We start from the raw sequence: 12,454 nt of genomic DNA, 5'->3' as shown, positions 1-12,454 counted from the left end.
CCCCCCCCCCCCCCCCCCCCCCCCCCCCCCCCCCCCCCCCCCCCCCCCCCCCCCCCCCCCCCCCCCCCCCCCCCCCCCCCCCCCCCCCCCCCCCCACGACAGGCCCCCCGCCGGCGCCAGCGACTGGGCGATGCGGCCCCAGGCGAACTCCGCCCACTCCCCGGAGCTGCGCCCCGAGAGGAGGAACGGCGCGTACTGCACGGAGAAGGCAACGGCCAGCAGCAGCTGGCCGATGTCCTGCGGTGCGTGCTCGCCGGACAGCAGGCCCCGGTCCTGCGCCCGTACGATCAGGCCGGTGAGGTGCTCCGTGAGCAGCTCCACCAGCCCGTACGAGGGACCGTCCGCCTCCGTGTCGTCGAGCAGCAGCCGGAACGCGGCCCGCAGCCGCACGTCCTGGTGCAGACACTGCGAGAGCTCGACCGTGAACCGGCGCAGTGCCCGCAGGGGACAGCCCTCCGGCCGGTCCCGGGCCCGCAGTTCGTCGACCTTGGCCCGGCCGTGGCTTAACAAGGCCCGCGCCAGCGCCTCCTTCGAGTCGAACCGGCCGTACAGCGCGCCCTTGGTCATCCCGATGCGGCCGGCGACGCCCTGCATCGTGGTGTGCACGTAGCCGTTGGCCGCGAACTCCTGCGCCGCCGCGTCCAGGATCCGCTCCCGGGTGCGGCGTGCTCTGTCCTGCTTCATCGTGGCCCCCCCACGCCCGCCTAGGCGGCGATCTCTTCGCGGCGGACCCCGAGCGGGCCGCCCGTCGAAGGCAGCAGCCGCCAGCGGCCGACGCGCCCGGCCCGGGCGGCCGCCAGCAGTACGGAGTCGCCGCCCACCACCACCGGATGGCCGACCGCCTCCAGCATGCCCAGGTCACTGGCGTGGTCCCCGTAGGCGAAGCAGTCGCGCGGGTCCACCCGCAGGGCGGCCATGGCGGCGGTGACCGCAGCGGCCTTGGCGGGCCCGATCATCGGCCGCAGCAGCTCGCCCGTGAACACTCCGGCCGCGGTCTGCTCCTGCTCGGTGCACAGCAGCAGGTCCACCCCGAGCTCTTCCGCGACCGGTTCGAGGCAGGCCCGCAGCGAACCGGAGACGAGGACCACGGCGTCGCCGCACCGTTGGTGACGGCGCAGCGCGTTGAGGGCGGCGATGACCACCACGGATTCGCCGCGCCGGTACTCCTCGTACCAGCGGCGGCCCGCTTCGGCGAGTTCCGCGGACGGCACGCCGCGAAAGAGCCGGTAGTAGCCCCGGTTGGCCTCCTCCCGGGGCAGGGCGAGGAGCTCCGCCAGGCTGGGATCCCGGGAGTCCCGGGGGCCGAGGTCGGGGCGGTGGATCTGCCAGTACTGCCAGAAGGCAATCATGGTCTTGGTTTGAAGAATCGTTTCGTCGACGTCGAAGAACGCCACCCGGCGCGCGCTCACCGGCCCGCCCCGGGCGTGGTGAATCCGGCGCCGGCGTAGAGGGCCGCGGCCGCCTCGAAGTCGACCGCGGCGTGCGCGGTCGCGGCCATGACGTCCCGCCACCGGCGTTGCAGCGGGCCGTCCGTGACCTGGGCCCGGCTGCCCGCGCTGCGCATCAGCCGGCCGACGGCGCCCGCGCACAGCTCCGCCGCCAGCGAGAAGTCCCGTACGTTCTCGGCGACCACGAGCGGGGTGATCTCGGCCAGGTCGGCGCGCTCGAGGGCGTGCCCCACGAGCAGCCCCGCCGCGTGGATCTCGGCGGAGGCCCGGGCCAGTACCTCCTGGGCGCCCGCCGCCGTGTGCGCGGGACGGCCGTCGAGCCGTACGCGGGCCGTGGTCAGCTCCGCCCACTCGCGCAGGGCCCGCCGGGCGGCGCCGAGGGCGGGTGCCACGAACTGGGCGGCCCCGACCAGCTGGTACGGCACTCGGTGGCAGCGTTCGCGGCCCGGCTCGTCGCGGCCGAGGTCGGCCAGGGTGAAGGTGCGGTGAGCGGGTACGAAGGCGCGCTCGACGCGGACCGTGTTGCTGCCGGTGCCGCGGAGCCCGAGGCTGTGCCAGGTGTCGTCGACCTCGAACCGGGAGCGGGGCACGGCGAAGATGCGGCCGGACCGGGCCTCGCCCGCCCCGGTCCACGCCGAGACCAGGATCCAGTGGGCGTGGTCGACGCCGCTGGCGAGGTTCCACACCCCCGTGAGGCTCCAGCCGCCCTCCACGGCCTCCGCTTCCCCCGCCGTGGGGATGACGGCCGCCGCGATGCGCACGTCGGGGGAGTGGGACCACAGGTCCCGCTGGCCCTCGTACGGGAGATGGGCGGCGAGCCTGCCGTGGGCCGCGTAGAGGGCGGCGCACCAGGCGGTGGAGGCGCAGACCTCGCCGACGGCGGCCGCCGCCTGCGCGACCTCCGCGAAGGAGCCCGCGCTGCCGTACCACTGCTTCGGTACGAAGTGGCGGGCGAATCCGGCTGCGGTGACGGCTTCCGCGACCTCGGGGGTCAGCCGCCGCTCGTGCTCGACGACGTCCGCCGAGGCCTGCGCGAGGGCGATCAGCGGCGCGGTGACGAGGCTCATCGCGCCCCTCCGGCCGCCGCGGTGCCGAGGACCCCGATGAGGGCGGCCGTCGCGAGCAGCCGGCCGCCCTGCTCGGCCGCGACCCGAACGGTGTGCCGTCCGCACTCGGGCGGTTCCGGTATCCGCTCCGCCGTGATCGTCACGGGTGCGTCCAGCTCTCCGAAGGAGAGGAACGATACGGCGCTGGACCGCAGGGCCCAGCGGAGCACACCGGTGCCGACCCCGGTGGCCCGGGCCGCGCAGAGCGCTGCGGCCTGGTTGAACGACTCGATCAGCGACATCCCTGGAATGTGGTCACAGGAGTGGTCGAAGTAGACGGGGTGGGCCGTGTCGAGGCGCAGCAGCCAGCTGTCGGGCGCACCGTCCCCGTCGTCGGCGAGCATGACGTCGCGCTCGTGAACCCGGCCGAACACCTCGGGCCTGAGCTGAGGGTCGGCGAGGACGAGGGCCTGCGCGGCCGGTGCTGCGGGGCCGGGATGCGCGGATCCGTGCGGGTGGCGAAGGCGCTCGTAGCGCTCCGGGCCGAGTGCCTGCCAGCACAGGCCGACCCGGCCCTCCACGCGCCCGTCCACGGTGAGGGTGGCGTCGAGCGTCATTCCGAACCGCTCGGAGGCGTCGGAGTCGAGCCGGCAGGTGACGTCCACGAGCACGGAGAGCGGTCCCGTACGTGCGGCGGTCCGGAGATCGGGCGGCTCGATCTCGTAGTCGAGGCTGGTCAGTACGAAGGGGTGGTGCCGCGGAACCTCGTAGTAGACGTGCGAGAGGTAGATGCCGGCCTGCCGGACGGTTTCGACCAGCAGCTGCGGATCGGCCGTACCGGCCGGGCAGGTGCCCGACCCGAACAGGACGTGGTGCTGGGGCCACTGGGCCGCGACCGTGTAACGGTGGGTGCCGGTGCGAACGGCATCCGTCAACAGCACTTCGGACACGGCTGCTTTGTGGACCAGGGTGCGAGGCACTCCTCGGTCGAAGGTCAATTCCGGCCGTGTGACGTCGGGGTACGGCGCCCCGACGGCTTGCGGACTCATGACTGCCACGTTCAGTTCCCCCTGACTGACATGCCCGACTCAAGATCAACCGGGCATTCACAGCTTTGCGTTCAGCAACTCGCATGACGCTCGAGGAAAATATACCTTCCGGAAGGTATATTGCAACGGCCGGGGTGGCCGGCCGCGGGGGGCACAATCAGCACGACGAGGTGGCACATGACGGAGGAACGACAGATGAGTGACCGGTCCGCGACGGAGCCCTGGGCGGCGAAGATCGCCCACGACGGACCGCCCATGCATCAGGAGCGGGCCCGGCAGACGCGGCAGTTGATCATGCGGGCCGCGGCACACGAGTTCGCGGCCAACGGCTTCCGCAACACCTCGCTCCAAGCCGTCGCCAAGCGGGCGGAGATCACCAAGGGAGCGATCTACCACCACTTCACCAACAAGGAGAACCTCGCCGCCTCCGTGGTCGAGGAGCACTACGCCCTCTGGCCCGCGCTCGTCTCCGAGGCAGGAGCGGCCGGACTGCCGCCGCTCGACACGGTCATCCACCTCCTGGACAAGGTCGCGGTGACCTTCCGCGACGACCCCCTCGTCCAGGCCAGCGCCCGGCTCCAGATCGAGCGCAGCACCATCGGGATCCCCCTTCCCACCCCGTTCGTCGGCTGGACCCGCCTGCTGACCGACCTGCTCCGCGGAGCCGCCGAGGCCGGCCAGCTGCGCCCCGGCTGCGCCCCCGAAGTGGCCGCCCGCGTCATCGTCGCCGCGTTCTTCGGCGTCCAGCACATCTCGGACGCACTCCACGACCGCGAGGACATCGTCGAGCGCTGGCAAGAGGTCAAGGACGTCCTCCTCCCCTCGCTCCGAGCGTGACACCCCCCGCCCCCGCGGCGACACGGCGCAGGCCGCCGCTTCCACCGCGTCGACCGGCGGACCCCCTCACCGGGATGCTCGGGGCATGCGCGCCGCCCGCCTGATCCGCATGGCCCTCCTCATCCAGTCGAACCCCGGCCTGACCGGCGCGGCCCTCGCCCGCGAGCTGGAGGTCTCCGAACGGACCGTGATCCGCGATGCCCAGGCCCTCCAGGAGGCCGGCATCCCGGTCCGGTCGGAGCGCGGCCGGGGCGGCGGCTACCACCTGGCCCCGGGCTACCGCACCCGGCTCACCACGCTCCACCCGAGCGAGGCGGAGACCCTGTTCCTGTCCGGCGTCCCGTCGGCCCTGCGGGACCTCGGGCTGGCGGACGCGGCCGGCGCCGCCCGGCTGAAGCTGACCGCCACCCTGCTGCCGTCCGTGCGCGCGGCCGCCGAATCGTCGGTGCGCCGCTTCCACCTCGACGCACCGGCCTGGTTCCGCGAACCGCCCACCCCCGAACTCCTGCCGGAGCTGGCCCGCGCGGTGTGGGCCGACCGCACCGTCGAGCTGTCCTACCTGCGGCCGGGCCCGGGCGGCGCGCCGCCCTCGGCGGTGTCCCGGACCGTGGAGCCGTACGGGCTCGTCCTCAAGGCCGGGACCTGGTACCTCGTCGCCCGCGCCCCCGACCGCGGCTGGCGCACCTACCGCGTCGACCGCGTCACCGCGCTGGACCCCGCCCCCGCCGCGCAGGAACCCTTCGCACGCGATCCGGACTTCGACCTGGCCGCGCACTGGGAGGACCGGTCGGCCGCCTTCGCCCGCGCCCTGCTGCGCGACACGATCACCGTACGGCTGACCGCCCCGGGGCTGCGCCGGCTGCCCGCCGTCGTGGACGGGGCGGCCGTGGAGGAGGCCCTGGCCTCCGCGAGCGCCCCGGACGCCGCGGGTCTGGTGACGCTCGAACTGCCCGTGGAATCACAGGAAGTGGCGTTCGACCAGCTGGCCGGACTCGGCGCGGACGTGGAGGTACTGGCCCCGGCCACCCTGCGCACCCGCTTCCGCGAGCGAGCCGCCGCCCTGGCCGCCCTCTACCGTGCTGACACCCCCTAGGGGGTGTCAGCGGTAGCCCTCGGCGGAGCCATCCCTCCCGCCGAAGACGACGTCCTCGAAGTACGCCCAGGCGTTCGGCCGGCTGCCGTCCGCGTCCCGCACCCCGTACGCCTGCGCGAGCTCCGCGCTGGAGGTGGACCTGCCGTTCCAACGGGCGGCGCGGTCGGGGTCGGCGGCCAGCGCCGCGACCGCGCGGGCCAGGTACAGCGGGGACTCGGCGATCGCGAAGGCCGGGTCCTGGGCGATGGCGTCGCGCCAGTTCTCCTCGCCCACGCCGAAGTGGGCGAGCATCTGCTCCGAGCGCAGGAACCCCGGCGTGACCGCGACCGCCGCACCCCCGTACGCCGCCAGCTCCTGGCCCAGCCCGAACGCGAGCCGGATCGGGGCGTTCTTGGCGAGGTCGTAGTACATGTTCTCGCGGTAGCGGCGGTTGGAGCGGGCGGTCCCGTCGGTGACCTCCACGTGCAGCGGCGCGTCGGAACGGATCAGCAGCGGCAGCAGCAGCGCAGCGGTGATCACGTGCGACCGTACGCCGAGCTCCAGGATCCGCAGCCCGTCGGCGAGCGGGGTCTCCCAGCTCCGCTTCCCGAACACCGAGGCGGTGATCAGGTGCTCGCCGCCCCACAGGTCGTTGACGAGGACGTCCAGCCGCCCGTGATCCCGGTCGATCCGTTCGGCGAGGGCGCGCACCTGCTCCTCGTCGAGGTGGTCGGTGGGCACCGCGATCCCGGTGCCGCCGGCCGCGGTGACCAGCTCGGCGGTCTCCTCGATGGTCTCGGTGCTCCGGCCGACCTCGCTGACCCGGGTCCGGGTGGTGCGTCCGGTGGCGTAGACGGTCGCGCCGGCCCGGCCGAGTTCGACGGCCTGGGCGCGGCCCGCACCGCGCGTGGCCCCGGCCACGAGCGCGATCCGGCCGGCGAGGGGGCGGGCGTTGTGGGTGGTGGTGTCCTGGTGGCTGTCCATGCCGTCCAGCCTTCCGGCTAAAGGTGACAGATCCCGTCACCTTTACGGATCGCGCTCCGCCATGCGGCGTTGACGGCCGCCTGGATGTGGAGCGTCGCTTCCGACAGCGGACGGGGAAGCCGCAGCGGTGCGCCGATGTGCACGTGCAGGTCCGGCCGTCGCAGCGGCGCGGTCACGGCTCCGGCGAATTGTTTGACCGGCCCGCCTGAGCACAGCCGGCGGGCACCGGCCTGGCCGATCGGTACGAGCGGCGCTCCGGTCATGGCGGCCAGTCGCGCCGGGCCGCTCCGGAAGGGCCCGGGTGCGGCTTCGCCCGCATCGGCGCGGTCGGGCAGCCGGCCTTCGCCGTAGAGCAGCACGCACCGCCCGGCCGCGAGTACGGCGGCCGCGGCATCCAGGCACTCGCCGGCGCGGGCGGTGCCGCGCCGCACCGGGATGTGCCCCTCACGGCGCAGCGCCGCTCCGAGCACCGGCACCCGCCACAGGCCGGCGGCGGCCATGACGACGGGCTCGACCCGATACCGCCGCAGCGCCGCGATCACGACGGCCGGATCGGCGAGCGAGGTGTGGTTGGCCACCAGGATGGTGCCGGCGCCGGGACCATCCGCGGTGTCGGAGGTGACGTTCAGCCTCCCGGCAACGGGGACGACCACGGCGGCGATTCGGCTGAGCATGGACGGCCTCGTTCACGTCGTTCTGCACGGACGCCCTCATCGTCGGCCGCCGCCGCGTGCCGGTCATGAGTACCGGTACTCACCCCGACGCGCTGCCGCCCCCAACCCGCCACACGTCTCCCCACGCAGGTCGTGCAGGTTGTCAGAGGTACGCAGTACGGTCCCTCCATGGCAGCCAGAATCGACCTGACGCTCGACGGCTCGGACGTGCAGACCCTCGCCGTCTTCTGGAAGACGGCGCTGGGCTACGTCGACGAGCCACCGCCTGCTCCCTTCACGACGCGCGAGGAATGGCTCGCGCAGTTCGACCTGCCGGAGGACGACTCCGTGGACGACGGAGCGTGGCTCTGTGATCCCGACGGCATCGGCCCGCGCCTGTGCATCCTCAAGGTTCCCGAGCCCAAGACGGCGAAGAACCGGCTCCACATCGACGTCCGAGTGCCGGGACACGGCAGTCCTGACGAGCGATGGGCACGGATCAAGGCGGAATCCGAGCGCCTGGTACGAGCGGGCGGAACAGTCCTGGAGCAGTTCGACGGCCATCACGTCGTGATGGCCGATCCCGAGGGCAACGAGTTCTGCGTCGCTGCAGCCTCCGCGTGACGCGATGACGGCCCCGATCATGCTCAGTACAGCTTGTTCACCGCAGTCCGCAGGGTGCTCTTCCACTGGGTCACGGGCGGCTCGCCCCAGTAGCTTTGCCACATGACCAGCGTGACCGTGTCGCCGTCGCGGCCCACACCCCACAGGTAGTTGAAGCCGGGGCGCTCAGAGGCGTTGGAGTCGAAGGTGTACATCCCCTGAATCGTGGCACCTTCTTCGACGTCGACCGTGCCGTGGTCGTAGTAGGTCGCGCTCACGCCGGGCCGCTGCGGGGCGTGAGCGCAGTCGAGGTAGTCCTGCCGGGCCTTGGCCGCGAACGCGATCGCTTCGGCCTCCGTGGCGAACACCGCGACCTTCTGCTGGGCGAACGCCGTCTCCGCGGTGGTGAAATCCCGGTTCCAGACGTTCACCACGGCCGGCTCCGCCGGCCACCCCGCCGGACAGACGTACTCGTGGCCCCAGCCCCGCGCCACCGGGACGGCGCGCCACGACTCGGTCTTCGGCATGTCGGAGATGTACAAGGTCCCCGGCCTCGGCCGCCACTGATCGGCAGCCCCCACCGGCCCCGAAGCCACTCCGAGCACCAGCACCACACCCCCCACCACGACGCCACCCCCGCGCAGCCGTGCAAGTACCCCCATGGTCTCCCCATCCCCCCCGTGCACCACGATCGCGACGCCCACCCTGGCCGGGACGGCACTCCACTCCAGAGTGGTCCGCCCGTGCCCACATGGCCGCATCTTCGATCACAATGACCGGGAATCCACCCATACTGACCGAAAACACCAACAGCAACCTTGTCACGCGACGAACGTGTCCGGGTACATCGCAGGTGGCGTGCGCTCCCCGCAGCCATATCCCGCCGGAGGGCGACCCCTCTAGACCCAGAGCTAATCCACCCCACAAAATGATACATGCAGCCTATTCAAGGTATCGGTTTCGGCTTTGGGCGGTTGGGGGATGATCAGCGCGTGGTCGGCGCGATCATGCGTCAGGCTCCTGATACGGAAGGCTCGGCATGGCTCAGGGAACTGTGAAGTGGTTCAACGCGGAGAAGGGGTTCGGGTTCATTCAGCCGGATGACGGAACCCCGGACGTCTTCGTGCACTTCTCTGCGATCGATTCCTCCGGCTACCGGTCGCTGGAGGAGAATCAGCGGGTGGAGTTCACCACCTCGCAAGGACCCAAGGGACCGCAGGCCGAGCAGGTCCGCCCCCTCTAGTAAAGCCCGTCCCTCGCCGCCAGCCTGGCCCCGCGTCAGCAGAGCCGGAAGGCTAGGAAAGCGGAGCGGGGACCTGCCCGCCAAGGGCGCGAAGCGCCCACAGGTCCCAACCAGCCGAAGGCACAGGCCGAGTCGAACGAGGCCGGCTCCGCTGAAACAAAGTGCAGGACACGGTGCCCGACGAGCCGGCCCACGAGCCCATGATGCCCCGTGTCTCTTTGTAGCGGGGTTTCCCCTGGTCAGCCTCACGTTCGTTTCCACTCATACCAATTTTGTGCTGACCTACCGCCTGCTCATTCTGGTGTAGATCGTTATCACACTGATTGTTTGTGCTGGTCAGAGCCGCAGGCACGAATGGCGGCGGCGTAGTCGGCAGCGGAATCCGCAACCATGCCCGGTGCGAAGCCAAGCCCTGTCGAGCGCAGCGAGGCGTTTCTCTCCCGAGCATGCAGGAAACGGTCAGCTTATGGGTGGCGTAGGTCGGCGAGGTGGTTCAACGTGGAAAGGGAGAGAAACAGTCGGCCTCCGAGGCCATGGCGGCCTGGAGCCTGTTTGCCACTCAAGGCCATTCGCTGTTGCGGATAGGGCTTGAGAAGCGGGCCTGTGGCTCTGAAGGGAGTGGGTATGAGTAAGAAGAATGACAAGGCGGCCGAGACGACCCGCAAGGCAGCTGCGCCCAAGGCGAAGGATGCCCGAAAGGCCGAGGGGCGCAGTCTTCAGGCGATCGTCAACTACAGCAGGAAGACCACCCCGGACAGCGACCAGGAGAAAAACGACCAGCGTTGACGGTCGGTGCGGCCCTCCACCAAGGAGGGCCGCACCCGAAGGTCTTGCGGTAACCCCTGACGTGGCCGCACAGGCCAGTCCCCGTGAAGCAGGGCCAGTCAGGCCCGCGGAGCGGGCTGTTTTGGGTGGAGTGAAGCCTGCACTCCGAACCTCGTCCGGAGTGCAGGCTTCTGGCCTGAAAGGTGTCTTGTCGAGGGCTTGTAATCGCCGATTGTCCGGTGGGCTGGCCGGGGAGATTGGGCGGGTACGAGCGGTTCGTGGAAGAGAAGGAGAGCGTCATGGCTGACGAAGAAGAGGTTGAGGCTGCGGCCGAGCAGGTTCCGGAGAAGAAGCCGGCTCCCAAGGCTGGGAACCAGAGGCTGGAGATCCAGGGCCAGGTCATCACGCACACGATCGTCAAGCCGATTCCCAACTGACGTCCGAACCCGGATATCACCCCGGCCCCGGGCAGCAGCCGAGCCCCATGCGGCTCAGGACGGGCACCTGGCTGACTGGGGAGGCTCGAAGCTTCCGATCGTATCCAGGCGCTGCGGGCCTAGATACGGGGTCATCTCTCCCGCGCGAAGCGCGCGAGCCGCCAGGCCTGCGGAGCGGGCGGGTAGTCCGGAGCGGAGCGCAGAGCGGGGTCCGAAGTGATGTTCTGTGTTTGTTTGTTGGTGCTTCGGAGCTTCGGTGCTTTGGTGCGAACTGGTTCGGGGTGGGGTTGTCTCTGGTCAGGGCGGGTTTGAGTGCTGTTTTCTACTAGCACGGGTTGCCGATTCTGCACTGACGGTTTTTGACGTAGTGCCTGCTCAGTTGGGTGCACATCGGTATCACGCTTCGGTGTCTGTGCCGGTTAGGAAGGGTGCGCGCTTCGCCGGCTTCCCTGACCGGGCTGGTCTTGGAAGCAGGGCCGGAAGGCCGAGCAAACGACGAGGGCGGCCCGGATTCGAACCGGCGTCACCCCCTCCACAAGAGGGCGCCTCTACCTCTACCTCTACCTCTGCGCCACCGCCCCCGCCGCGGCCCGTACAGCCCGTGCAGTTGCCAGCTGGGCCCGCGCAGCGGGTCCTGGTCCTGGAGGCGGAGCCGGAAGGAGCTTGGGTGGTGGAGCGGAGCGAACCCACCCCGAACGAGCAGAAGGCCCAGACCTCGTGAAACGGGGTCATCTAGGCAGTCCTCGTTTGGATCACCGTGCGGACCAGATGAAGATGCCTGCGACGTGCAGTCCGGCCCGGTAGATGGTCGCGGTCTTCTCGTAGCGTGTGGCGATGCCGCGCCACTGTTTGAGACGGTTGATGCATCGCTCGACTGTGTTGCGTTGCCTGTAGGCGTCGCGGTCGAATGCGGGTGGCCTGCCGCCCTGGCTGCCGCGCCGAAGGCGGTGGCCCTGCTGGTCCGCTGGGATGGGGATTACCGCCCGGATACCGCGCCTGCGCAGGTGCCTGCGGATTGCGCGCGACGAGTACGCCTTGTCGGCAAGGACCATGTCTGGCCTGGTGCGGGGCCGCCCACGTTGGCGCGGGACGCGTAGTTGGTCCATGACGTCAGTGAAGGCGGGTGCGTCGCCTGCCTGTCCTGCGGTGAGGACGAAGGTCAGGGGCCGGCAGTTACCGTCGGCAGCCAGATGGATCTTTGTCGTCAGTCCGCCGCGAGACCGGCCGATGGCGTGGTCGTCTGGTTCGCTGATCGGTGCCCCTTTTTGCGGGCTCCGGCTGCGTGCTGGTGTGCACGGACGATTGTGGAGTCCACCGAGACGGCCCAGTTGAGGTTGTCGTCGGCGTCGGCAATCAGCGCGGTGAACACCCGCTCCCAGGTGCCGTCAATGGCCCACATCCGCAGTCGGTTGTAGACGCCTCGCCAGTTGCCGTGCTTCTCCGGCAGGTGAACCCACTGCGTTCCGGTCTGGAATTTGAAGGCGATCGCGTCGATCACCTGCCGGTGATCCAGCCAGCGGCCACCCCGCTTTGGTGTCCGGTCCGGGAGTAAGGGCTCGATCCGCGCCCACTGCGCGTCAGTCAACGGCATACCCGGACCAACGATCAGATGATCGGAGAGTGGCGGACTAATCGCCGGAGAAGGCAATGCGCAGCTCTCTGTCGGAGCGGCAACGCAGGCCCCAGGCCAGTAGCGTCGAGACGGCCTGGCTCTCGGCGCCTCGCAGCCGAGCAAGATCCGAACCTTCAAGCTCCCGCACCATGTGGTCCACTGCCTCACCGCGCAGCAGGGTCTCCCCGTAAGGATCGACGTCAGCCAGGGTGGGCAGCCGGTGTCGGCCCAACGTTTCCAGGGCTGCCCAGAGCTCACCATCGACGACTATCCGCTCAAGTGCCCCTGCTGCGGGACGCGGTCCTGCCTTCCGTCCGGTCCGAGCGGTTGAGACCCCGCGCCGCAGCTCGATGACGAGCGTCATCACACCCCCTCGTTGCCCCTCGGACCATCAATCTTACCGAGCAACAGCTCACCTTCATGATCCAAACGAGACTGCCTAGGCCCGCGCAGCGGGCCGTTCGGGGCGAAGCCCCGACTTAGTCCGGAGCGAAGCGGAGGACTCCCGGCCGAAGGCCGGCCTTTGCCCGGAGCCGAAGCGGAGGGCTAGGCGCCGAAGGCGCCCGGCCGCGCGCAGCGAGGCGGTTCTCTCCTGAGCGCGCAGCACTCAGGTACCCGTAGCGAAGCGGAGGGTCAGCCCCCGAAGGGGGCTTCCGGGAGCGCGAAGCGCTCCCGATCTCTCCTAGGCGCGCAGCGCCTAGGAAC

At 70.7% G+C, this 12,454-nt stretch carries 14 protein-coding genes and 1 pseudogene; 6 read left to right on the top strand and 9 right to left on the bottom strand.

Annotation, left to right across the window (positions count from 1 at the left end; all coding sequences use genetic code 11):
• From ACFYZS_RS40215 to ACFYZS_RS40200, 4 genes are all read right to left on the bottom strand, one after another.
• Positions 1 to 684, bottom strand: a 684-nt coding sequence (locus tag ACFYZS_RS40215; RefSeq protein ID WP_389024486.1) for a TetR family transcriptional regulator, incomplete at its 3' end; no start/stop codon positions are given.
• A gap of 20 nt (positions 685 to 704) precedes the next feature.
• Positions 705 to 1,409 (bottom strand): HAD-IB family hydrolase, encoded by a 705-nt coding sequence (locus ACFYZS_RS40210; protein ID WP_389024483.1) that lies wholly within the window; start codon positions 1,407 to 1,409, stop codon positions 705 to 707.
• Complete coding sequence (locus tag ACFYZS_RS40205; RefSeq protein ID WP_389024480.1) at positions 1,406 to 2,515, bottom strand: oxidoreductase; 1,110 nt, start codon at positions 2,513 to 2,515, stop codon at positions 1,406 to 1,408. Before ACFYZS_RS40205 ends, ACFYZS_RS40210 begins: the two co-directional genes overlap by 4 nt.
• Positions 2,512 to 3,543 carry a ScbA/BarX family gamma-butyrolactone biosynthesis protein gene (locus tag ACFYZS_RS40200; protein ID WP_389024477.1) on the bottom strand — a complete coding sequence of 344 codons (1,032 nt, stop codon included), beginning with the start codon at positions 3,541 to 3,543 and terminating at the stop codon, positions 2,512 to 2,514. The genes ACFYZS_RS40205 and ACFYZS_RS40200 overlap by 4 nt, the downstream gene beginning before the upstream one ends.
• 195 nt (positions 3,544 to 3,738) lie before the next feature.
• On the opposite strand from ACFYZS_RS40200, the gene ACFYZS_RS40195 reads away from it, so the two are divergent.
• Both ACFYZS_RS40195 and ACFYZS_RS40190 read left to right on the top strand, forming a co-directional pair.
• Positions 3,739 to 4,380, top strand: coding sequence for a ScbR family autoregulator-binding transcription factor (locus ACFYZS_RS40195; RefSeq protein ID WP_389024474.1), 642 nt, complete (start codon positions 3,739 to 3,741; stop codon positions 4,378 to 4,380).
• An 85-nt stretch (positions 4,381 to 4,465) separates the two neighbouring features.
• Positions 4,466 to 5,473, top strand: a complete 1,008-nt coding sequence (locus ACFYZS_RS40190; protein WP_389024471.1) for a helix-turn-helix transcriptional regulator — start codon at positions 4,466 to 4,468, stop codon at positions 5,471 to 5,473.
• Between the two features lie 6 nt (positions 5,474 to 5,479).
• Here ACFYZS_RS40190 and ACFYZS_RS40185 read toward each other — a convergent pair whose 3' ends face one another.
• Positions 5,480 to 6,436 carry an SDR family oxidoreductase gene (locus ACFYZS_RS40185; RefSeq protein ID WP_389024469.1) on the bottom strand — a complete coding sequence of 319 codons (957 nt, stop codon included), beginning with the start codon at positions 6,434 to 6,436 and terminating at the stop codon, positions 5,480 to 5,482.
• Positions 6,437 to 6,453: 17 nt separating this feature from the next.
• Positions 6,454 to 7,110 (bottom strand): lysophospholipid acyltransferase family protein, encoded by a 657-nt coding sequence (locus ACFYZS_RS40180; RefSeq protein WP_389024466.1) that lies wholly within the window; start codon positions 7,108 to 7,110, stop codon positions 6,454 to 6,456.
• A 168-nt stretch (positions 7,111 to 7,278) separates the two neighbouring features.
• Here ACFYZS_RS40180 and ACFYZS_RS40175 point away from each other — a divergent pair, with 168 nt between their 5' ends.
• The gene (locus ACFYZS_RS40175) at positions 7,279 to 7,713 is read left to right on the top strand and encodes a VOC family protein (RefSeq protein WP_389024464.1); all 435 of its coding nucleotides are present in this window, start codon (positions 7,279 to 7,281) and stop codon (positions 7,711 to 7,713) included.
• Positions 7,714 to 7,736: 23 nt separating this feature from the next.
• Here ACFYZS_RS40175 and ACFYZS_RS40170 read toward each other — a convergent pair whose 3' ends face one another.
• Entirely contained in the window at positions 7,737 to 8,219 is a 483-nt protein-coding gene (locus ACFYZS_RS40170; RefSeq protein WP_389024461.1) for a hypothetical protein, read from the bottom strand.
• A gap of 512 nt (positions 8,220 to 8,731) precedes the next feature.
• Between ACFYZS_RS40170 and ACFYZS_RS40165 the strand changes: the two genes are divergently transcribed.
• From ACFYZS_RS40165 to ACFYZS_RS40155, 3 genes are all read left to right on the top strand, one after another.
• Complete coding sequence (locus tag ACFYZS_RS40165) at positions 8,732 to 8,935, top strand: cold-shock protein (RefSeq protein WP_099896636.1); 204 nt, start codon at positions 8,732 to 8,734, stop codon at positions 8,933 to 8,935.
• Between the two features lie 624 nt (positions 8,936 to 9,559).
• The gene (locus tag ACFYZS_RS40160; RefSeq protein ID WP_389024458.1) at positions 9,560 to 9,721 is read left to right on the top strand and encodes a hypothetical protein; all 162 of its coding nucleotides are present in this window, start codon (positions 9,560 to 9,562) and stop codon (positions 9,719 to 9,721) included.
• Positions 9,722 to 9,999: 278 nt separating this feature from the next.
• Complete coding sequence (locus ACFYZS_RS40155; protein WP_389024456.1) at positions 10,000 to 10,137, top strand: hypothetical protein; 138 nt, start codon at positions 10,000 to 10,002, stop codon at positions 10,135 to 10,137.
• 752 nt (positions 10,138 to 10,889) lie between these two features.
• Here the strand turns inward: ACFYZS_RS40155 and ACFYZS_RS40150 are convergent.
• Both ACFYZS_RS40150 and ACFYZS_RS40145 read right to left on the bottom strand, forming a co-directional pair.
• Positions 10,890 to 11,728: pseudogene (locus ACFYZS_RS40150) on the bottom strand (IS5 family transposase).
• 37 nt (positions 11,729 to 11,765) lie between these two features.
• Complete coding sequence (locus tag ACFYZS_RS40145; RefSeq protein WP_389024453.1) at positions 11,766 to 12,113, bottom strand: hypothetical protein; 348 nt, start codon at positions 12,111 to 12,113, stop codon at positions 11,766 to 11,768.
• Positions 12,114 to 12,454: the final 341 nt, after the last annotated feature.

This window comes from Streptomyces sp. NPDC001903, assembly GCF_042891345.1.
Classification (GTDB): domain Bacteria; phylum Actinomycetota; class Actinomycetes; order Streptomycetales; family Streptomycetaceae; genus Streptomyces.
The sequence above is the reverse complement of the archived record's forward strand: the minus strand, read 5'-3'. Positions and strand labels throughout refer to the sequence as shown.